This window comes from Paraburkholderia heleia NBRC 101817 (assembly GCF_000739775.1).
Lineage (GTDB): Bacteria > Pseudomonadota > Gammaproteobacteria > Burkholderiales > Burkholderiaceae > Paraburkholderia > Paraburkholderia heleia.
Genome location: NZ_BBJH01000007.1, coordinates 163,590 through 185,125 on the forward strand (window position 1 = coordinate 163,590; position 21,536 = coordinate 185,125).

Annotated in this window: 12 protein-coding genes; 8 read left to right on the forward strand and 4 right to left on the reverse strand. The window is 66.9% G+C overall.

Annotation, left to right across the window (positions count from 1 at the left end; genetic code table 11):
- Positions 1-11 precede the first annotated feature (11 nt).
- Complete coding sequence (gene glnE / locus BHE01S_RS08020; protein WP_281177746.1) at positions 12-3,161, reverse strand: bifunctional [glutamate--ammonia ligase]-adenylyl-L-tyrosine phosphorylase/[glutamate--ammonia-ligase] adenylyltransferase; 3,150 nt, start codon at positions 3,159-3,161, stop codon at positions 12-14.
- On the opposite strand from glnE, the gene BHE01S_RS08025 reads away from it, so the two are divergent.
- The 4 genes from BHE01S_RS08025 (at position 3,160) to aroG (ending at position 11,669) form a co-directional block, all read left to right on the forward strand.
- Positions 3,160-7,614 carry a YhdP family phospholipid transporter gene (locus tag BHE01S_RS08025; RefSeq protein WP_042262425.1) on the forward strand — a complete coding sequence of 1,485 codons (4,455 nt, stop codon included), beginning with the start codon at positions 3,160-3,162 and terminating at the stop codon, positions 7,612-7,614. The genes glnE and BHE01S_RS08025 overlap by 2 nt on opposite strands.
- 98 nt (positions 7,615-7,712) lie before the next feature.
- Positions 7,713-8,540: a carbon-nitrogen hydrolase family protein gene (locus BHE01S_RS08030; protein WP_157025217.1), complete on the forward strand. Its 828-nt coding sequence runs from the start codon at positions 7,713-7,715 to the stop codon at positions 8,538-8,540.
- Between the two features lie 146 nt (positions 8,541-8,686).
- Complete coding sequence (gene tldD, locus BHE01S_RS08035) at positions 8,687-10,153, forward strand: metalloprotease TldD (protein WP_042262427.1); 1,467 nt, start codon at positions 8,687-8,689, stop codon at positions 10,151-10,153.
- A gap of 442 nt (positions 10,154-10,595) precedes the next feature.
- Positions 10,596-11,669 (forward strand): 3-deoxy-7-phosphoheptulonate synthase AroG, encoded by a 1,074-nt coding sequence (gene aroG / locus BHE01S_RS08040; protein WP_042262429.1) that lies wholly within the window; start codon positions 10,596-10,598, stop codon positions 11,667-11,669.
- A 46-nt stretch (positions 11,670-11,715) separates the two neighbouring features.
- Here the strand turns inward: aroG and BHE01S_RS08045 are convergent, their stop codons facing one another.
- Positions 11,716-12,651 carry a glycosyltransferase family 2 protein gene (locus tag BHE01S_RS08045; protein WP_245639671.1) on the reverse strand — a complete coding sequence of 312 codons (936 nt, stop codon included), beginning with the start codon at positions 12,649-12,651 and terminating at the stop codon, positions 11,716-11,718.
- Positions 12,652-13,056: 405 nt separating this feature from the next.
- Here BHE01S_RS08045 and BHE01S_RS08050 point away from each other — a divergent pair, with 405 nt between their 5' ends.
- Complete coding sequence (locus BHE01S_RS08050) at positions 13,057-14,223, forward strand: glycosyltransferase (protein ID WP_042262432.1); 1,167 nt, start codon at positions 13,057-13,059, stop codon at positions 14,221-14,223.
- Positions 14,224-14,286: 63 nt separating this feature from the next.
- Here BHE01S_RS08050 and BHE01S_RS08055 read toward each other — a convergent pair whose 3' ends face one another.
- The gene (locus tag BHE01S_RS08055; RefSeq protein ID WP_042262434.1) at positions 14,287-15,534 is read right to left on the reverse strand and encodes an oligosaccharide flippase family protein; all 1,248 of its coding nucleotides are present in this window, start codon (positions 15,532-15,534) and stop codon (positions 14,287-14,289) included.
- 471 nt (positions 15,535-16,005) lie between these two features.
- On the opposite strand from BHE01S_RS08055, the gene BHE01S_RS08060 reads away from it, so the two are divergent.
- Positions 16,006-17,226 (forward strand): glycosyltransferase, encoded by a 1,221-nt coding sequence (locus BHE01S_RS08060; protein WP_042262752.1) that lies wholly within the window; start codon positions 16,006-16,008, stop codon positions 17,224-17,226.
- Between the two features lie 64 nt (positions 17,227-17,290).
- On the opposite strand, the gene BHE01S_RS08065 is transcribed toward BHE01S_RS08060, so the two are convergent.
- Positions 17,291-18,454 (reverse strand): acyltransferase family protein, encoded by a 1,164-nt coding sequence (locus tag BHE01S_RS08065; RefSeq protein ID WP_042262436.1) that lies wholly within the window; start codon positions 18,452-18,454, stop codon positions 17,291-17,293.
- 313 nt (positions 18,455-18,767) lie between these two features.
- Here BHE01S_RS08065 and BHE01S_RS08070 point away from each other — a divergent pair, with 313 nt between their 5' ends.
- Positions 18,768-20,165: a sulfite exporter TauE/SafE family protein gene (locus tag BHE01S_RS08070; RefSeq protein WP_084068659.1), complete on the forward strand. Its 1,398-nt coding sequence runs from the start codon at positions 18,768-18,770 to the stop codon at positions 20,163-20,165.
- Positions 20,162-21,391: a glycosyltransferase gene (locus BHE01S_RS08075; RefSeq protein ID WP_174479494.1), complete on the forward strand. Its 1,230-nt coding sequence runs from the start codon at positions 20,162-20,164 to the stop codon at positions 21,389-21,391. The genes BHE01S_RS08070 and BHE01S_RS08075 overlap by 4 nt, the downstream gene beginning before the upstream one ends.
- The last annotated feature ends 145 nt before the right edge of the window (positions 21,392-21,536 follow it).

Consider the following 21,536-nt stretch of genomic DNA (forward strand, 5'->3'; position numbering starts at 1 on the left):
GCGCACGCGCGCTAAGCCTCCCCCCGCTCCCCGAACACGCGCTTCCACAGCGCCAGCACGGCCCCGCGCTCGCGCTCCACACGCGCCGGATCGACGCGCGCCTTCTCCATGCCGTCGAGCCGCAGCTGGTGCTGCAGCTTGCGATAAAGCCGGTACGCCGAGCCTATCGTCTCGGCCTCCTCCTCGCTCATGAGCCCGAAGCGCGACACCTCGCGCAGCAGCGCGATATTGCCCGTGTTGCGGATCAGCTCGGGGTCCTGCGCCGCGTGCAGCAGCACCCAGTACTGGACGAGAAACTCGATGTCCACCATGCCGCCGCGGTCGTGCTTCAGGTCGAAGAGTTCGGTGCGGTTCGGGTGGCCGTCTTCCACGCGCTGGCGCATCTGCACGATCTCGCTCGCGAGCGGCGCGGCGTCGCGAGGCGTGGTCAGCACCTGCACGCGGATCGCCTCGAAGGCGCTGCCGATCGCCGCGTCGCCGGCCGAGAAGCGCGCACGCGTAAGCGCCTGGTGCTCCCAGACCCACGCCGTGTTCGCCGCGTCGCCTTCGCGCAGCTGGTAGCGGCGGAACGCGTCGAGGTCGGTCACGAGCAGGCCCGACTCGCCGTTCGGCCGCAGGCGCAGATCGACGTCGAACAGCGTGCCGGCGCCGGTGGCGGTGGTGAGCCAGGTGATGAGGCGGCGCGCGAAGGTCGCGTAGATCTCCGAGGCGCGCTCGTCCTCGTCGTCGTACAGGAAGATGATGTCGAGGTCCGACGCGTAGCCCAGCTCCTTGCCGCCGAGCTTGCCGTACGCGATCGCCGCGAAGCGCGGCACCTCGCGATGGCGCCTCGCGAACTGCTTCCAGACGGTCTCGATGGTGACGTCGAGCACGGCGTCGGCAAGCTCGGAGAGCCGGTCGCTCACGTGCTCCACGGAGAGTCGCCCCGCCAGGTCGTTGAGCAGGATGCGGAACACCTCGGCCTGATGCGCGTGGCGCAGCAGGTCCATCTGCTGTTCGACGTCGGTTGCCGCCGCGAGGCGCGCGCGCAACAGGCGCGAGAACTCGGGCCAGTCGAAGGGCGACGCAACCGCCTCGTCGTCGAGCAGTTCGTCGAGCAGTTGCGGATGGCGGATCAAATAGCCCGCCGCCCAGCGCGAGCCGCCCAGTACCTTGAGCACGCGGTTGAGCGCGTCCGGATATTCGCAGAGCAGCGCGAGATACGCTCCGCGCCTGATCACGGCTTCGAGCAGGTCGAACATGCGCGCGAGCGTGTCGCCGCGGCGCTCACGCGGCTCGAGCGTGCGCGCGGCTTCGAGCGCGCGCTGCGCGACGCTGTCGAAGCGCTCGCGGCTCTTTTCGGGCAAGCCCACGTAACGCGACGACTGCCAGAGTCCGCGCAGGCGCGCGAGCAGCGGCGCAGGGTCGTCGATGCCCAGTTCCGCGAGACGCTCGAGCAACGACTCGTCGGCGCCCTCTTCCATGAGCGCGCCGCTCCAGACCCATGCCGCCGCGCCGTCTTCGGACGCGCCGCAGCCGCCCTCGCCGCCCACCTTGTCGGAAAAGATCTGCACGAACTGACGCTCGACGTTGCCGCGGTGGCCGTCGAGTGCCGTCATCAGCGCGGCGTAGTCGGCAAAGCCCATCGACTTCGCGAGCGCCGCGCGCTCCCCGGCGTCGACAGGCATGGCATGCGTTTGCGCGTCGTCGCGGTACTGCAGGCGATGCTCGAGGTCGCGCAGAAAGTTGTAGGCGCGCGTGAGCTCGCCGCACACCTGCGGCGCGATCAGCCCGCGCGCGGCGGCGTAGCCGAGCACCGCGAGCGTCGGGCGCACGCGAAAGCCCGCATCCTGGCCGCCACGAATGAGCTGGAACACCTGGGCGCTAAACTCGATCTCGCGAATCCCGCCGCGCCCGAGCTTGATGTCGTCGGCCTTGTCGGGGCGCATCATGGCGCGCCGCTGCGCTTCCTGGCGAATCTGCAGGTGCAGCGAGCGGATCGCGCTGATCACGCCGAAGTCCAGATAGCGCCGGTAGACAAACGGCTTCACGAGCGAATCGAGCTGGCGTGCCAGACGCAGCGCGCTGTCGCCCTCGTCTGCCGAAACGAGCCGCCCCTTGATCCATGCATAGCGTTCCCACTCGCGGCCCTGCACGTAGAAGTACTCTTCGAGCATGCCGAGGCTGCACACGAGCGGCCCGGAGTCGCCGTTCGGGCGCAGGCGCATGTCCACGCGAAACACGAAGCCGTCGGCCGTCACGTCGCTCAAGGCGCCGATCAGGCGCTTGCCCACGCGCGTGAAGAAGTCCTGCGTGGCGATGGGCGAGCGCTGGCCACCCGTGGTTTCGCCGTCGTCTTCGTAGACGAAGATCAGGTCGATGTCGGACGAAACGTTCAGCTCGCGCCCGCCCAGCTTGCCCATGCCCACCACGCCGAGCGTGAGGCGCTCGCCGCCCGGGCCGCGCGGCTCGCCGAAGAGCGTCTCGAGGTCGGCGCTCACGCAGGCGAGCGCGCGCTGGATCGTGACTTCGGCGAGGTCGGTCATGCTGCCGGTCACTTCGGGGACGTCGGCCACCCCGCCGAGGTCCCGCTCCATCACGGCGCAGATCACTTCCACGCGCAACTGGCGCAGGACCGTCTTCAACTGCTCGTCGTTGAGCGGCGCGCCAGGTGCGGCGTTTGCTTCAGCGAGCCGTTGTTCGCTCAACGCGTCGAGCCGCGCGACGATGCGTTCGCGCGAGAGCGGCGCGGCTGCCAGCGCCTCGACCTGCGCCGCCAGGCCGGGACGCGCGGCGTAAGCGCGTGCTGCATAGCGGGAATAGCTGGAACTCAGAAGAGGGATGTCGGTCATGGAGTGCTGCTTGCCGGGAGGGCCCGCTGTTCGCTGTTGTTTCGCCGCGCGCGCCTGGGTTGATGACGTTGTCGATGTGACGATGCCGATACCGATGGCTCGACTGCGAGGGTTCGCCCCGCACCACGCACGCACCGCACGCACCGCGCGCGGGGTCTCATGGTGCGCTTCGCCGATGCATCCGGCATAGCCGCCGCTGCAGTGCAAAAAATCATGCGTATCACGCGCCGCGCGGCCATCCCGGCTTCCCCGGATGGTCGTTCTGACGGCCCGCTGTGATACATTTCGTCGTTGGAACGCAACGCTACCATACCCCACCCGCCGCAGCATGTCCGAGCGAAACGATCACGCCGGCCTACCCCAATCTGGACATGCCAGCCAGGCTACCGAGCCAGGGGGCCCGCACCATCATCACCCGGTCCTGCGCCACACGTTGCGCGTGCTGGCGATCATCGCGCTCGTCCTGTATTTCATCGTCTCGGTCCTGCTGCTCGGGCTGCGCTACGTCGTGCTGCCATACGTGGACAACTTCCGTCCGCGCATCGAGCAGCTCGTCTCCTCGAAGATTCACGCCGAATTCCGCATCGGCAGGCTCGCGCCGCACTGGTCGGGCTTTCAGCCCGGCATCGACATCACCGATCTGACGATCCGCGACCGCCACGGCAACATCGCGCTCGACGTGCCGCACGCCACCGCCTCGGTGTCGTGGCGCTCGGTCGTGCTGCTCGAACCGCTGCTCTCGAGCATCGTGGTCGAGCAGCCCGACGTGCACATCGCGCGCGAGGACGACGGCACGCTCACTGTGGCAGGCGTGCCGGTGCCCACGGCACACACGGGCAACGCCACCTTCACGACCTGGCTCATGCGCCAGCAGGCCATCGTGCTGCGCGGCGGCACGCTGCGCTGGCACGACGCCACGCGCGACGTGCCCGACCTCGCGCTCTCGCATATTCGCCTCGCGATTCTCAACGACGGCTACGATCACCGCGTCGCGCTCCAGGCGCCGGCCGAGGGCACCGTGCTGCACGGCCCGCTCGACTTCCGCGCGCACTTCAGGCACGCGCACTACGCGCAGGCCGGCAAGCCGATCAGCTGGACGGGCGACACCTACCTCTCGACCGGCCCCGTCGATCTGCCTACGCTCGCGCGCTACATCCACTTTCCGATTGCCACCTACGCGGGGCGCATCGACAACTCGATCTGGGCGCACTTCTCGAACGGGCGCATTCTCGAGGCGAGCGGCGCGCTGGAAGGCGCGAACGTTTCGCTGCGCACGCGGCCCACGCAGCCCCTCCTCGACATGCCGGTCGCGAGCTTCCACTGGAGCCTGGGCATCCAGCCCGGCGACTACGTGCTCAGGCTGCACGACTTCCACGCGGAACTGGGCCAGCCGCCGCTCGACGACGGCACGCCGCTCACGCGCTCGCTCGCGCTCAGGACGCTCGATGCGCGTTTTCGCCAGCAAACGCTCCAGCACGGCCAGTTGATGAGCGTGCGCGGCGACCGCATCGATCTCGGCATCCTCGCCGAGTTCATGCGCGCGCTGCCGCTGCCCGGGCGCGTGCAAGGCGCGCTCGTGCGCTTCGACCCGCGTGGACTGGTGGCGAACTACGATCTCTCCCTCGAGCGCGCGAAGCCCGAGGCGGGCGAAGCGGCCGTCGAGCAGCGCTCCACGGGTGTCGAGCCGGTCACCCACTATCGCTTCAAGGGCGACCTGCAGGGCATCAGCGTGAACGCGCAGGAGCCGGGGCCGGGCCTCACGCCGCGCGGCCACCCGCGCGCGGGACTGCCGGGGGTCGAGAACCTCTGGGGGCACATCGACGCCGACGAGTCGCACGGCACCGTCGACCTCGACACGCACGACGTCGCCATCACGCTGCCCGGCGTGTTCGACAACCCCCGCCTCACGTTCGACCGGCTCTACGGCGCGGCCAAATGGACGGTGGCCGCCGAGCGCGAGCCCGGCAACCGGCTGAAGGCGTTCACGGTCGATGTCGCGAAACTGGGCATCGAGAACGCCGACGCGCGCGCGAACATGACCGCGCACTACACGAACCCCGGCAAGGGACGCGGCTCGCTCGACCTCGTCGCCCATTTCGACGAGGCCAAGGTGAAGGCCATCCCGCGCTACCTGCCCACCGCCATCACCGAGAAGACGCGCATCTACCTCGGCCACGGTCTGCAGGCAGGCCTGTCGAAGGGCGCGACGATCGAGATTCACGGCGACCTCACCCAATTCCCTTACTCGCGCGCGCCCGACGCGGGCCAGTTCCGCATCGTCGCCCCGTTCACGGGCGGGCGCTTCGACCCGTCGCCGTTCCCGCCGCGCACGATGCGCAACGGCGCGCCGAACGTCTGGCCCGCTTTCGACGGCATCGACGGCGTGTTCAAGCTGCACGAGAACAAGCTGCGCTTCGACGTCGATCGCGGCCACTACCGCAACTTCGTGCTGCGCAACGTGAGCGGGCGCATCGAGGAGCTGGGCATCAAGGGCTCCGATATCGTGATCGAGGGCAGCGGGCGCGGGCCGCTCGCGGACCTGCTCGACTACGCGGACAACAGCTCGATCGGCTACATGACGAAGCACGCCACCGCGAAGGTGCGCGCGCAGGGGCAGTCCACGCTTGCGCTCAAGCTCACGATCCCGCGCCATCCGATGCCGAAGGTGCTGCTCGCGGGCGCCATCGGCTTCGAGAACAACACGCTCACGGCGAAGAACGTGCCGCCCGTTTCGAACCTCACCGGCCGCGTGCGCTTCACGAACCACAGCGCCAATGTCGACCGGCTCACGGCGCACTTCCTCGGCGGCGACCTGCGCGCAAGCGGGGGCATGCGCGACGACGGGCACTATGCGCTGAACGTGGCGGGCGACGTGGCGGTCGATGCGGCGCGCGGCCTGAACCTGCACGGCATGGCCGCGGCGGCGATCGGGCGCCTGTCGGGCGCGGCGCCCTATTCGCTTTCGATGGCCGGCCAGCGCGGACGCCTGCCCGACGTGAAGGCCAACGCCGATCTCACGGGCCTGGCTCTCGACCTGCCCGCCCCGTTCGGCAAGGCGGCCGGCACGCCCATGCCGCTGAACTTCGAATTGCAGCCCGGCACGGGCGCGCCCGCCGAATCCGCCACCGGCGCCGATGCCAGGGCCGACGACACCGCCTTCGAACATGCGGAACTCACGCTCGGGCCGCTTGCCGCGCGTTACGTGATGCGCCGCCATCCGGGTCACGTGCCCGAAGTGGTGCGCGGTGCGATCGGGATGAACCGGCCCGCGGATCTTCCCTCGGAAGGCGTGACCGCCGCCGTCGACCTGCCCGCCTTCGACGCCGACGCCTGGCGCGCCGTGGTGCAGCAGATGCGCGGCACGGCAGCCGCGCAGGCGCAAGGCTCGACGCCTGCGCGCACGGCGGCTGCGCCGGTTTCCCCACCGCGGAGCGCAGCAGAAAGGGCAGCAGAACGGCAAGCTCAAAACGCCGCCCCGGAAGCGGCCTCCGAAGCGGCGGCGGTCAACCCCGCCGCTGCGCCGCAAAGCCCGGCATCGGCCACCACGGCAGCAGCGGCCGCACCCGCCGCCGCCTCGTCGCCGCTCGCGCCCAACGGCGCGGTCGGCCAGTTCCTGCCGTCGCGCTTCGCGGTCCACGTCGGCATGCTCACGCTGCTCAAGCGGCACTGGGAGAACGTCGTGCTCGGCGCGTCGCGCACCGGCGAGCGCGGCAACGAATGGCAGGCCAACGTCGCCTCCAACCAGGTCTCGGGCCACGTCTCGTGGAAGCCGGGCGCCGTGCCGGGCGCGCCCGGCACGCTCGAAGCGCGGCTCGCGCGCCTCACCGTGCCCGCCGCCACCGAAAACGACCTGCTCGGTCAGGCGATGTCGCAGCCCGCGCAGAACATGCCGTCGATCGACCTCGTCGTGAACCAGCTCATCGTGCGCGAGCGCGATCTCGGCCGCCTCCAGGTGAACGCGCACAACTTCGACGACAACGGCGTGCCGGTCTGGCAGCTCGACCAGCTCGACATCAGCAATCCGGACGCGCACCTCACCGCCACGGAAAACTGGCGCGCGGTAGGCGACACGGCAGCCGGCGACGACTCTGCGGCCGACGGGATGCACACGCCACGCCGCACGGCGCTCGACTTCCATCTCGACGTCAAGGACGCCGGCGCGCTGCTCATACGCGCGGGCAGGCCGCACGTGCTCAAGAGCGGCTCGGGCACGCTCTCGGGCAACCTGGAATGGCGAGGCGGCCCCACGCGCATCGACTTCCCGTCGCTGAACGGCAACCTCGCGCTCGATCTGCGTCACGGCCAGATTCTCAAGGTCGATCCGGGCGTGGCAAGGCTGCTTGGCGTGCTGAGCCTGCAGAGCCTCGCGCGCTTCGCAACGATGGACTTCCGCGACATCATCGGCGAAGGCCTGCCGTTCACCAGCGCGACGGCCACCGCGCAGATCCAGAACGGCATTGGCAGCACCAACGACTTCAGGCTCGTCACCGCGCCCGGGCGCGCGACGATGACGGGCAGCGTGGACCTCGCACACGAAACCCAGGACCTGCGCGTGCACGTGGTGCCGACGGTCAGCGCGGGCGCGGGCGTGGTCGCGGCGACCATCATCAATCCGCTCTTCGGGCTCGGCGCGCTGATCGGCGACGTGGTGCTCTCGCAGACGCTCGAGCACGCGTTCGCGATGGACTTCGCGATCACGGGCCCGTGGGCCAAACCGCACGTCGAGCGGCTGCATGGCGATCAGGGTAAGATGGACGCGCAGGCGCCGGCCGCAGCGCACTGATTTACGCGCCGCTCAGTTGCCACTCGGTTGCCATTAACAGTGCGCCGCGGGCACGCGGCATGCGCGCCATGCACCCCGAACCCATTCAAGATCTGCCGATGAGCGCTCCCTCTCCCGACCCGTTTCGCGTCGCCGCGCTGCAGATGGTCAGCACGCCCGATCGCGAGCGCAATCTCGCCGCAGCGGACCAGTTGATCGCCGAGGCCGCCGCCGCTGGCGCGCGCCTCGTGTTGCTGCCCGAATATTTCTGCTTCATGGGTCACAAGGATAGCGACAAGCTCGCGATCCGCGAGCCGCACGGCGACGGGCCCATTCAGCGCTTTCTCGCCGATGCGGCGAGGCGCCATGGCGTGTGGGTGATCGGCGGCACCTTGCCGCTGAAAGCGCCCGAAGAAACGCGTGTGCTCAATACCACGCTCGTGTTCGACCCGAGCGGCGAGGAGCGCGCGCGCTACGACAAGATCCACCTCTTCAACTTCGAAAAAGGCGCCGAATCATTCGACGAAGCCCGCACGATCCGGCCCGGCGCCGAGGTGCGCACGTTCGAGGCGCCGTTCGGCCGGGTCGGCCTGTCGGTCTGCTACGATCTGCGCTTTCCCGAGCTGTACCGGCGCATGGGTGACTGCGCACTGATGGTCGTGCCTTCCGCGTTCACTTACACCACCGGCCGCGCCCACTGGCAACTCCTGCTGCGCGCGCGCGCGATCGAGAACCAGTGCTACGTGCTCGCCGCGGCACAAGGCGGCACCCACGAGAACGGCCGGCGCACATGGGGCCACAGCATGCTGATCGACCCGTGGGGCGAGATCGTCGACGTGCGCGACGAAGGCGCAGGGGCGGTGGCCGGCGACATCGACCTCGAACGCATCGCCAGCGTGCGCGCGAGCCTTCCGGCGTGGCGGCACCGCGTGCTCGACTGCGCATGACGCGTGATGCATGCAACGCACGCGACGACCGGCCCGCGAATGCACACCATCGAATTCCACGCGAGTTCTCCGTTTAAGGCGCTTGATTTCGCAGCACGGCGCCCGAATCTCCATTGACAGACTCATCGATTGATCCCACAGAGCGCATGAACATCATCGAACCCGGTATCCGCAATCTGGCGACCGCGAAGGACCTGCTCCTCACGCCCTACGGCCTCGACGAGGCGGTGCTCACGCGCACGCTCGGCGAGATCTTCACGCACCGCATCGACTACGCCGACCTTTACTTCCAGACCACGCGCAGCGAGGCCTGGAGCCTCGAGGAAGGCATCGTCAAGTCGGGCAGCTTCAGCATCGACCAGGGGGTCGGCGTGCGCGCCGTGTCCGGCGAGCGCACCGCTTTCGCCTACTCCGACGACCTCTCGCCCGAAGCGATCCGCCAGGCCGCCATCGCCACGCGCTCGATCGCCAGGGCCGGCGGCGGCAAGCAGAAAATCCAGGTGGCGAAGTCCCTCACCGGCATTGCGGGCCGCGATCTGTACCTGCCCTCCGATCCGTTGAGCTCGCTCGGCGCGACCGAAAAGGTGAAGCTGCTCGAGCGCATCGAGGAAATGGCGCGCGGGCGCGATCCGCGCATCACGCAAGTCATGGCCGCGCTCGCGGGCGAGTACGACGTGGTGCTCGTCGCACGCAGCGACGGCGCGCTCGCCGCCGACATCCGTCCGCTCGTGCGCGTGTCGGTCACGGTGATCGCCGAGCAGAACGGCCGCCGCGAGATCGGCAACGGCGGCGGCGGCGGCCGCTACGACTACGGCTATTTCACCGACGACATCCTGTCGAAGTACGTGGACGATGCGGTGCACGCCGCGCTCGTGAACCTCGAAGCGCGCCCGGCGCCCGCCGGCGCGATGACCGTCGTGCTCGGCCCGGGCTGGCCCGGCGTGCTGCTGCACGAGGCGATCGGCCACGGCCTCGAAGGCGACTTCAATCGCAAGGGTTCGTCGGCGTTCGCGGGGCGCATTGGCGAGCGCGTGGCCGCGAAGGGCGTGACAGTGGTCGACGACGGCACGCTGCCCAACCGCCGCGGCTCGCTCAATATCGACGACGAAGGCAACCCGACGCAGTGCACGACGCTGATCGAGGACGGCATCCTCAAGGGCTACATTCAGGACTCGCTGAACGCGCGCCTCATGAAAATGCCCGTGACGGGCAACGCGCGCCGCGAGTCGTACGCCGCGCTGCCCATGCCGCGCATGACCAACACGTACATGCTCAACGGCGACAAGGATCCGCAGGAAATCATCGGCTCGGTGAAGAACGGTCTGTATGCCGTGAACTTCGGCGGCGGCCAGGTGGACATCACGAACGGCAAGTTCGTGTTCTCGGCCTCCGAAGCCTACATGATCGAAAACGGCAAGGTCACCTACCCCGTGAAGGGCGCAACGCTCATCGGCAGCGGCCCGGAATCGCTCAAGTACGTGAGCATGATCGGCAACGACATGCGCCTCGACTCGGGCGTGGGCGTGTGCGGCAAGGAGGGCCAGAGCGTGCCGGTGGGCGTGGGCCAGCCGACGCTGCGAATCGACCGCATGACGGTGGGCGGCACGGTTTGAGACCTTGACCCGCGCGCACTCCATGCACGGCGATGCGGATATTCCGCATCGCCGTGCGGATTTTCTGCACACGAGTCATTTTTTGCGCAGATAATCCGCTTTTTTACCGCGCCCCGCTTGCCAGCCGTGAGAAGGCCGGGTTATAAAGGCAATCAACCTTTTCGACGTAACGCACCGAAGTCACGAACGTTCCGACCCAGACCGCCATGTTCGCCACGAAGTTTTACTTTTACTTCTTTTGGTATCTCAGACCGCTGGCGGATCGAGAGGGTTGACAGTACGCGCAGGACCCCGAACACACGAGAAACCGCCAGCCAAGCCTGGCGGTTTTTTTTCGCCCTTATTTTTCGCTCTCACTTTCGAGCCTCACCTTCATCTAACCGGATTTGAAGCACCGTCTGAACGACGCACGCTACGCACCCAGGATCAGGAGAAAACGACCATGCCCCCGCACAACACCGACGATGTCCGCATTCGCGAACTCAAGGAACTCACGCCGCCCGCTCACCTGATCCGCGAATTCCCCTGCTCGGAAGCCGCCTCCACGCTGATCTTCGAATCGCGCCGCGCCATGCACCGCATCCTGCACGGCATGGACGACCGCCTGATCGTCATCATCGGGCCGTGCTCGATTCACGACACGAAGGCCGCGCTCGACTACGCGAAGCGCCTCGTCGAAGAGCGCAAGCGCTTCAGGAACGAGCTCGAGATCGTGATGCGCGTGTACTTCGAGAAGCCGCGCACAACGGTGGGCTGGAAGGGCCTCATCAACGACCCGTACCTCGACAACAGCTTCAAGATCAACGACGGCCTGCGCACCGCGCGCGAACTGCTCGTCTCGATCAACGAACTGGGCCTGCCCGCCGGCACCGAATACCTCGACATGATCAGCCCGCAGTACATCGCCGACCTCATCTCGTGGGGCGCGATCGGTGCGCGCACAACGGAATCGCAGGTGCACCGCGAGCTGGCTTCGGGATTGTCGTGCCCGGTCGGCTTCAAGAACGGCACGGACGGCAACGTGAAGATCGCCGTCGACGCGATCAAGGCCGCCTCGCAACCGCACCATTTCCTCTCGGTGACGAAGGGCGGCCACTCGGCCATCGTCTCGACCGCGGGCAACGAGGACTGCCATGTGATTCTGCGCGGCGGCAAGACGCCGAACTACGACGCGGATAGCGTGAACGCCGCATGCAGCGATATCGGCAAGGCGGGTCTCGCCGCGCGCCTCATGATCGACGCGAGCCACGCGAACAGCTCGAAGAAGCACGAGAACCAGATTCCGGTGTGCGCCGATATCGGCCGCCAGGTAGCCGCGGGCGACGAGCGCATCGTCGGCGTGATGGTGGAGTCGCACCTCGTCGCGGGCCGCCAGGACCTGAAGGAAGGCTGCGAGCTGACCTATGGCCAGAGCATCACGGACGCGTGCATCGGCTGGGACGAAAGCGTGGGCGTGCTCGAAGGCCTCGCGCAAGCGGTGAAGCAGCGTCGCATTGCGCGCGGTTCGGGCAACTGAGCGCAGCGCGCGGCGCTCACCCGGCGCCGCGCCGCCGCGCGTGAACTCACAGCCGCGCAGCGCGCTCGGGCCGCACCGCGCCGATGCACAGATCGGCGATCCCGATCACGTTGCCGATGAGCCTGCCGCGCCGGTCGAGATGCGCCTCCGGGCGCACCGACTTCACGCAGTTCATGCTGAGCGCGCGCAGGATGTTGCTGGTCGCTTCCTTGCGCGACATCACGCCCTTGTTGCACAGGTACATCGCGTTGACCACCTGCGAATAGCCGAAGCGCCGGCCCGATACGCGCCCGCCTCGCAGCCCCAGGTGCACGCCCAGCAGATAGTCGCAGTACACGACCGCGCCACGGCGCGCGAGGCGCCGCGAGAAGTCCTTGTCCTCCAGCCAGCCGTACAGCACGAGACGCTCGTCGAAGCGCAGATCGGCGACAGCCTGCGCGCGGCACGCCATGTTGCAGCCATACAGTTCCACGCAGGGCCGCAGCGGCGGTCGCCGCATCACTTCGGCTTGCGCACTGTCCACGAGCGCAATGGCTTCTTCCCATGAGATCGGCTGCGTGTTCGCGCCGTCGCGCAACGTGCGGCCGGAAAACCCCACGAGATTCGCGTCGCGCTCGAACAGCTCCACGCACAGCTCGATCCAGTGACACTCGGGCGCGAAGTCGTCATCGAGGAAAATCACCACGTCGATGTCCGGCGCAAGTGCGTCGAGCGCGCGATTGCGCTGCACGCTCGAACCCGCCGTGCCGATGATTTCGTCCACGCGCAAACCGTTTGCGTCGTAGGGTCCGATGTCGTCTGCGCTGCTGCCTGAAAGCACGATCTGATCCGGCCGCACCGTTTGCCGCGCAAGCAGACGCACGACCCATGCGGTAGCGGCTGGCCGTCCCTTGGTCGCGATCACTACCGCGACGCGCATGCGCGCCTTTGCGTTGTTGGGGGCCATGGAAAACGCGAGATCATCGGTAGCGCGCGTTGTCATCGGGTTCTCCGCATTCCGGTGGTCGTTTCGACTCGAATCGAGGTTAGCACGAGGCCCTGGCGCCGCCAGCCAGGCCGGATTCAAGTTGTCCGAAACGATCTATTCAACGACTGATTCCAACTGTTTGCGAACGAGCACGCATCGCGCCGTGGCGAACCTTTTACCGCCTGTCTTTTCCGTTAGTCAAATCCGCATTTATTGCACCGTTTTTGCGCTTTTATCGATTACGCATCGCCCATAGCGCAGCCCCGTCCGGTAAATCCATCCAATAGAATTTTTCGGATTCCTCTTTTGATAAGACTCGCCTACAAATGCTAAAAGGGATTCGCGCAAATATGACCGACTAACCCGCCCCACCGGAAAGATCCTCTCAACATGACTGCGTCGACACGTCGGAGCGAGCCAGTGGAAGACGAGATCCTCTCTTCCGGGACAACGGTTTGCGAAACCGGATCCGGCGCCCGGCTCAGACGCCCGGTGGTCTTCTACGTGCAGCCGTTGATCGCGCGTTATCGCATCGAGGTCATCGAGTCGCTCAACCGTCTTTTCAGCGTCAAGGTGTTCGCATGCTCCGAGGGCGTGGAGGCCAACGGCTTTTCGCGCGAGAAGCCCGAGTGCGACGAGTTCGTCGAAACGCGTATCGCGAGTTTCGCGGGTCTACCCTCGCGGCGGATTCGCATGCAAAGCCGCGTGCTGAGCCGCATCGTTTTCGAACGTCCCGATGCCGTCCTGATCTTTGCAGACGTTCGCTATCTGTCGCTGTGGCTTGCGCTCCTCGCCGCACGCGTGATGCGCGTGCCCGTGCTGATTCACGGCCAGGGGCTCTACCGGCACGAGAGCGCGGGGCTCATGCGCACGGTCTGCTACCGCCTCGCAGTCGCGCTCGCCGTGCGCTACGTCTGCTATACCGAGGCTTCGCGGCGCTCGCTCATCGCTATCGGCTGCCCGCTCGCGAAGCTTGTCGTCGCGAACAACGCACTCACGGTCTCGTGCGGCGTGGAGCCCGCCGCCAAGACGGGCGCCGAGAGCGGCGTGCTCTTCATCGGCAGGCTGCGCGAAGGCTCGGGGATCGAACCGCTCATCGACGTGGTCGGGCAGCTTCATGCCGAAGGCAACGACATCACGCTGCACGTGATCGGCGACGGCGAGCACGGCGAGCGCCTGAAGCGCAAGTACAGCGATCGCCGCTACGTGGTCTGGTATGGCGCGGTATTCGACGACGACGCCATCGCGACCATCAGCCGGCGCTGCCGCGTAGGCTGCTATCCGGGTTCGGCGGGCTTGAGCGTCGTGCACATGTTCGCGTTAAGCCTGCCGCCCATCGTGCACGACCGGCTGCCGCTGCACATGGGCCCGGAGCCCGGCTATGTCGAGGACGGCCGCACCGGCTTTTTCTTCGGGCGCGACGGCGGCACACAAGCGCTTGGCGCCACGCTACGGCGCATCTGGTCCATGCCGCCCGACGCAATGCGCGCAGCCGCAGCCGCCGCACACGCGGTGTACTGCCAGCTCAACTCGCCTACGCTGGGACACCAGCTCGCCGAGATCGTCGAAGCGGCGCTGCGCGCCTGAATCGCCGCTTCAGTCCCGCTTCAATCCCGTTTGAGTTCCGTTTGGGTCCCTTTGCACGCCGGCCTACTTCTGCCGCGAGACGCGATACAGCATCCAGGCCGCGCACGCGGACAGCCCGAAGGTCATCGACCATGCCACGCCCGTCACACCGAACATATGCAAGGAAGGCGGCACGGACACCACGAGCGCCACGACCTGGAGCAGCGATGCGACCGTGACGGCGCGCGCGTCGCCGACTGCGCGCAGATACGAGGCGAGCACCGAGTTGAGCGCGCTGATCGCCATGTTGATGACGAAGATGCGAAAGAGCGGCACGGCCGACAGCCACGCGGCGCCGAGCACGAGCGAAAAGAGCGGCTCGGCGGCGAAGCGCAGCACGATCACCACGCACGCGAGCCCCGCCACGGCCACCGCGAGATACAGCCGGAACAGGCGCGCGGCCGATTGCGGCCCGCCACGATGATGCGCGGCGAAGGTCGGGAAGAGATACTGCGACAGCGCGAGCGCGGCGTCGGCGAGCAGCATTTGCGCGAGCTTCGAGGACATCTGCCAGGCGCCGAGCTGCGTCGGCCCGAGCAGCTTGCCCACCACTACCTTGTCGAACTGGTTGGTGATGAGAATGATCACGCTGCTCGCCCAGATCCAGCGGCTGAACCCTACGTAATGGCCGATGCCCGACCAGCGCAGCCGGATCGGCGGACGCGGCGAGAGGGCGATCCACGTGACGACGCTCTTGAAGGCCTCGCCGATCATCATGCCGAAGAGCAGCGAGTACGGGCCCGCGCCTGCGAGTGCGAGCGCAATGCCGAAGCCGCAGTCGAGACACGAGGACGAGATTTCGATCGCCGCAATATGCTGGAAATGACGCTCGCGCTGCGTGATGAAATACGCGGGCGAGGCGAGCCCGCGCAAGAGCGGGAGCAGCGCGGCGAGCTGCACGAGGCCGATCGCGCCGCCGAGGTGGAACTGTGCGTCCATGAGCGGCGCACTCGCGACGAGCAGCAGACCGATCAGCAGGCCGCGCGTCGCGAGCGTCGTCCAGACGGCGCCGGCCTCCGCGCGCGTTGGCGGCGACGGGCCTTGTATGACGGCTTGCGCGAGCCCGGTATCGGAGAGCGCTTCGGCAATCGCGACCGCGAGCAGCGCGACGCTCGCGAGACCGATTGCGGAGGGCCCGAGAATGCGCCCGATCACGAGGAACTTGACGGCCACGAGGCCGCGCACGACGACCTGCTGCAGCAACACCCAGGTCGCCGCGCCGGGTCCGAAGCCGGCCTTGATCGGTATGGCTGGCAGCCGCATTGCGCGCAAAATGCCTCTCCTGTTGTCGATCTCTGGGTCGGAGCTTTAGCCCCTTTTCCCGGTTCCCCTCAAGCATGTTTGGGAACGCGTTTTCGTGACCCGTTCTGGACCTTACCCCGCGGCAGCGTCCACGACGCGCCATCTACCAGGTGGAATCGGACGGGACGGCCATCCGTGGGGCGGCCATCCGCGGCGCGACCATCCGCGGCGCGACCATCCGCGGGGCGGCCATGCATGAACCGACCCATCGCGAGCCGGCGATTTGTGAATCTTCAAGCGATCGGCATATCCCCAGGCTTTTTCGGCCATGCTGCCCCCGCAATCTGGCGCATGCCGCTTGCGCACCCCTGCTATTTTGTTCGTAATAATGCTCGTCGGGCCTCCCGCATGGAAAACGCGTCGATCGCCAGATATCGCAATGCCGCCCCTGACACCCCGGACGCCGCCGCACGCGCCGACGCCGGGGCCGACACGCTCGTCATGTCCGAACCTCCCGGCACGCGCGCATCGGTTGGCGGCGACTGGATCGCCATCATCGAGCCGAACTTCACGGGCCACCGCTGGCGCTACGTCGAGTGGATCGCGCAGGCGTGCGTGGAAGCCGGACACCGCTGCCTCGTCGTCACCGATACCGGGTATGCCGATCATCCGCTCACGCAGCGCATCGTGCGCGAAGCGCGGCCCGATCTGCGCCTCATGCTGCTCGACCTGCACACCGTTCCGCCCGGCCCGCATTTCGCGGCGAGCGTGTATATGCGCTTTCGCAACTTCTATGCGCGGGCATTCCGTCAGGTGAGCAAAACGATGCACGTGGGGCTCGTCATCGCACCCTATGCCGACTACTTCTTCTACACGCTCGCGGGGTTCGACTCGCCATTCGGCGAGACGCCGTGGATCGCCATCGTCATGGGCATGACGTTTCATCATGCGCGCATCGGCTTGCGCACGCCGCGCCGGCGCTTCGTCGACATGGCCAAGTCGGCGCTGTTTCGGCGCGCCATGCGCTCGCGCGGGCTGCGCGAACTCTTCACGATCGACCCGACGCTGCCCGACTGGTTCGCGACGACGAAACCCCAGCGCGCCGCGCCGCTCAGCTACCTGGCCGACCCGTTTCCCGAAATCGAAGGCATGGACCCCGCGTTCGCGCGCGAGCAACTGAAGCTCGATGCACATACGCGCTATCTGCTCGTGTACGGCGCGATCGGCGAACGCAAGGGCATTCGCGAACTGATGCTCGCGCTCGAGCACAAGCCCGACGCGCCGTGCCTCGTCATCGCGGGCCAGCAGGACGACGAAACGCGCGCGTTCATCGACGCCCACGCGCCGCGACTCGCGAGCGCACCGGTGATCTTCAACCAGTTCATCTCCGATGAGATGGAGCGCGAACTTTTTTCCGCCTGCGACGCCGTATGGCTCGGTTACAAGCAGCACTACGGCATGAGCGGCGTGCTCGTGCAGGCGTACCGCTTCCGCAAGCCCGTGGTGGCCAGCGCCGACGGCCTGATCGGCTGGTATTGCCGCGACGGCGCGCTCGGCCCCTTGCTCGACGACCTCGAGCCCGCCACGATCGCGCACGCGCTCGATGCACTCGCGCAGCATTGGGGCGCGGGCCCAGGTTCCGCGCAGCCCATCGGCGAACACCTCCTTTCGTGCAACACGCTCGAACAGTTCAAGCGCACGCTGCAGGCCGCGTTGGCATGAGCGCCCGAAAAAAACGTCATTCAATATCAAGCAAGCCGAATCAGTCCGATCCTGTCACAGCGGATCACGCAACGCCTTCGACCTTGTTGTCCGCCGCGCCCGTGTTGGGCCGCTCGGCAGGGACGGCTGCGCGCATGTCGGGGAACATCGCGTCGCGCAGGCGCAGGAACGGGAACTCGACGGCACGCGTGGTGAGATAGCCCAGCACCGAGGCGATGAAGAACTGCGCGACGATCACGACGGGCCAGGCGGCGAGGGGCGGCACCCCGAACGCGCTCGCCTTGTGGATCAGATAGTCGCCGGGCGCGAGCGCGAGCGAATGCCAGAGGTAGATGCCGTACGAGTACACGCCGAGCCACGCGAGCCCGCGATAGACCCACGTCGTGCGAAATCTGCCCGAATGTTCGAGCACGAGCATGATGAGCGCGCAAAAGCCGACGGCCTGGATCGTGTAGCCGATGCTTTCGTCCAGCGCCACGTCGGGCGTCGCGAAGATGAGCCAGGCGAGAAGCAGCCCCACGACGCCGAACAGCCAGCGCTTCCTGGCGACGAGGGTGCGCCAGAGATCGGGCTTCATCCAGTAGACGGTCGCGAGGATGACGCCGATGAGCAGGCTGTCCATGCGGTACTGCGTGTAGTTGAACGCCCCGACGAGGTCGCCGTGCGATACCGCGATGCACCGCGCGCTCAGGACGACCACGCAGAGGCCGGCCATGACGGCGATCAGCGCATTCGCGCGCAGCCGGAAATGTGCGAGCACGATCAGGAGCGCGGGCAGGAACAGATAGAAGTGCTCTTCGACAGCGAGGCTCCACGTTTGCGCAATGGAGGTGCCGAAGTAATTCTGCATGTGCGTGAGATTCTGCCAGAGGAACGTATCGGGCCGATGGCGGCCGGCAAGCAGGTGAAAAAAAATCAGCGCGTAGTACGCGGGCCAGATCTTGAAGATCCGCCGCACGATGAAGCGGCGTGCACCGATGCGGCCCGTTTGCGAATATTGGCGCAGCAGCAGCCCGCCCACCAGAAAACCGCTTAGTGTGAAGAAAAGATTCACGCCTTCGTGGCCGAAGCTTTTCAGCGGGTACTCGAGCACGCTGACCCAGGGATGGCCCGTGCGCACCGTGTGGAAGTGATAGCCCATCACGACAAAGATCGCGATGCCACGCACGAAGTCGAGCTCGACGGAGCGCCCTTTCGTCGACAGTCTCACTCCGTGTAGTAACTTCATGACCTTTCCTCGCTTGCGTCCATGCCGGATTCTTGCGCAAGGCAGACGATGAAAAATTTACTCCTGCCGGCCTCATCATGAACGCAGGCGCCGTGCAGCGTGCGCCAAGTTTCCGCCGTTCTCGGCCAGGTGTGTGGGCGAAACCACACGCCAGACCAGAATTTTTTTCCTGCCGCCACAACCCTGCCGCTTCCCGCCACGCGCATGCGCAAGCCGCTTGCGGCGTTTTATATTGAGTCGAGCCAACGCGTGCGGCGCGCATGTATCTTGCGCAACGTACGCGACCCTACGCACCGCACCGGGAGAAACGCCGATGCGAAACAAACATGCTGCACTATGGCTATGGGTGTGCCTCGTGCCTCTCGCTTTCGACTACAAGGCACCGGACTCCCAGTTCGGCCACAGCGCGCAATGGCTGGCCGTCATTCCGGCCCTGACAGGCGCGCTTATTCTCGCGATGATCGGCCCGCGCTTCGCGCGTCCGACGCGGCTGCGCTCGTTCGTGACGGGCGCGATCGTGGCAAGCCTCGTCGGCAGTCTCATTGCGCAGATGCTGCAGCACAACCCGCTTGGCCAATACCTGCGCGTCATCCTGCCGTTCCTGCTGTTCGCGCTCGGCTACTGGGCCACGTGCCGCCCGTGGCACATCATTCGCGTCGTGCAGCTGCAGCGCGCGCTCTATTATGCGAACGTGCTGGGCCTCGTGTTCACGTTCTTCTTCGGCTTGCTGGCAGTCGGCGGGCCGCTCGCCGACATCCGTTTTCGCATCGTCTCGCCGACCATGCTCGCGCTGCAGGCCATGCTGCTGCACCAGTTCATCGTCGCCCGGCGCTTCAACACGACGATGGTACTCGTGTTCCTCGCCACGCTCGTCGTCGAATTGCTGAGCGTCACGCGCAGCCTGCTGATCGCGACCATCCTGCTCGCCATGTTTGCGGCGTGGCTCGCTTCGCCCTCGCTCAGTCATCTGATCAAATCGTTTTTCCGCACGGGTATCGCGCTTTCCTTCGTTGTCGCGCTGGGCGTGGGAACGGCGTGGCTCTTCCCGTCGATCACGGAACACTGGACACAGCGCGTGACGGCCGCGCAGAACGCGGAGTCCGACCGCGACCCGACCACGGTCACGCGTATCGCAGAGATGCGCGACCAGTACGACCAGGTCACCGAATCGGTGGAATCGGTCCTGTTCGGCAAGGGTTATGGCCACCTCTACCGCTATTCGCCCATCTATTACCAGTACGTGAACCAGACGTTCAGCAAGGACGACTACTTCAATACCAGCGACTGGGTGGCGGGCCACAACTTCTGGGTGTACCAGCTCTACGCCGAAGGCATCGTGTTCGGGGGCTGCATGCCGCTCGCGGTGATCGTCGCGCTCATCGTCGCGGGCCGCGCATTCAGACGCTGGCGCCGCATTGCGCCGCGTCACCCGATGCTCATGCCGCTCAGCATGGCGCTGCTCGTGCTCGCGGCGTTGCCGGGTGCCTCGATCGGCGGCAATCCGCTCGGCACGCGTTTCTCGGGCCTCGTGTACGGCATCGCGCTCGGCCTGATCGTCGCGTTGTATTCGCAGCTTCATTACCGCATCGACCTGCAACGCAAGCGCCAGCGCCTGCACCCGACCTACGGGCGCGAGCCCGCCTTCCGACCCACGGCGCCCACGGCGGCGCCGGTGCCGCTCAACACGTATGCGACTCCGGAGCCCCGATGAAAATCCTGCACCTCGTGTCCACGGTCGACCCGCGCTCGGGCGGCCCGATTGAGGGCGTTCGTCAGAGCGGTCTCGCGATGACGGCGCTCGATCACCAGATCGAAGTGGCGTCGCTCGACCCGATCGACGCGCCTTATGTGCGCGAATTCCCGCTGCCGCTTCACGCCCTGGGCCCGGGCCGCGGACACTACGGATACAGCCCCGGCTACGTGCCGTGGCTGCGCGCGAACGCGAGGCGCTTCGACGCGGCGCTCGTGCACGGGCTCTGGCAATACCACGGCTTCGGCGCGTGGCGCGCGCTGCGCCGCGCCCAGGTGCCGTACTACGTGTACACGCACGGCATGCTCGACCCGTGGTTCAAGGCCACCTATCCGGTCAAGCATCTGAAGAAATGGGCGTACTGGCCGTGGGCCGATTTCCGCGTGCTGCGCGACGCGGCCGCCGTGATCTTCACGACCGACGAAGAACGCCTGCTCGCGCGCGAATCGTTCTGGCTGTACCGCGCCAACGAGCACGTCGTGCCATTCGGCACCAATGCGCCTCGCGAGGACCCGGACACCTTGCGCGAAGCCTTCCTGCAGGAGTCGCCGCATTTGCGCAACAAGCGCATCGTGCTGTTTCTCGGGCGTCTGCATCCGAAAAAGGGCTGCGACGTGCTGGTTCATGCGTTCGCCGAACATGCGCGCGAAACGCCGGATGCACACCTGGTGATGGCAGGCCCCGACCAGAGCAACTGGCAACCCGCGCTGCAGGCGATGGCGCAGTCGCACGGCATTACGCACCGTATCAGCTGGCCGGGCATGCTGCAGGGCAACCTGAAGTGGGGCGCGTTTTTTGCCAGCGACGTGTTCGTGCTGCCGTCGCACCAGGAGAACTTCGGCGTTTCCGTGGCGGAGGCGCTGGCTTGCGGGCTGCCCGCTCTGGTCTCGGACAAGGTGGGCGTCTGGCGCGAAATCGATGAGGACGGCGCTGGGCTCGTTGCGCCCGACACGGTCGCCGGCACGCAGCGCAACTTCGCCTCATGGCGGGCACTCGATGAGCGCGCGCGCGACGCGATGCGCGCCCAGGCGCGGCGCACGTTCGACGCGCGCTTCGCGATGGACGGCATGGTGCAATCGCTGCTGGGCTTGTTGCAGGAACATCCGTTGCACGCTGGCGCGCGATTTCGCCGAGGGCGCCCGATGAGCGCCGTGGCGCAGGGCGAGCCCGTGGAGCAAACCGAATAAGCGAAAGAAGCGGCATCAGATAGCGGAAATGGTGGGGATTGGCAGGGGTGACGAAGCAACGCAGCTGAAGCGTCATAACGAGTCGAACGATGAGCCCGCGTTGCACTTTCGTGGCGATGTGCGAATCCTGTTAGCAAGGGGGCAA

What these genes read in the sequence shown, in the direction of transcription:
- BHE01S_RS08025 (WP_042262425.1), top strand. Translation starts at nt 3,160, where the DNA reads ATGTCCGAGCGAAACGATCACGCCGGCCTACCCCAATCTGGACATGCC.
- glnE (WP_281177746.1), bottom strand. Translation starts at nt 3,161, where the DNA reads ATGCTGCGGCGGGTGGGGTATGGTAGCGTTGCGTTCCAACGACGAAAT.
- BHE01S_RS08030 (WP_157025217.1), top strand. Translation starts at nt 7,713, where the DNA reads ATGAGCGCTCCCTCTCCCGACCCGTTTCGCGTCGCCGCGCTGCAGATG.
- tldD (WP_042262427.1), top strand. Translation starts at nt 8,687, where the DNA reads ATGAACATCATCGAACCCGGTATCCGCAATCTGGCGACCGCGAAGGAC.
- aroG (WP_042262429.1), top strand. Translation starts at nt 10,596, where the DNA reads ATGCCCCCGCACAACACCGACGATGTCCGCATTCGCGAACTCAAGGAA.
- BHE01S_RS08045 (WP_245639671.1), bottom strand. Translation starts at nt 12,651, where the DNA reads ATGACAACGCGCGCTACCGATGATCTCGCGTTTTCCATGGCCCCCAAC.
- BHE01S_RS08060 (WP_042262752.1), top strand. Translation starts at nt 16,006, where the DNA reads ATGTCCGAACCTCCCGGCACGCGCGCATCGGTTGGCGGCGACTGGATC.
- BHE01S_RS08065 (WP_042262436.1), bottom strand. Translation starts at nt 18,454, where the DNA reads ATGAAGTTACTACACGGAGTGAGACTGTCGACGAAAGGGCGCTCCGTC.
- BHE01S_RS08070 (WP_084068659.1), top strand. Translation starts at nt 18,768, where the DNA reads ATGCGAAACAAACATGCTGCACTATGGCTATGGGTGTGCCTCGTGCCT.
- BHE01S_RS08075 (WP_174479494.1), top strand. Translation starts at nt 20,162, where the DNA reads ATGAAAATCCTGCACCTCGTGTCCACGGTCGACCCGCGCTCGGGCGGC.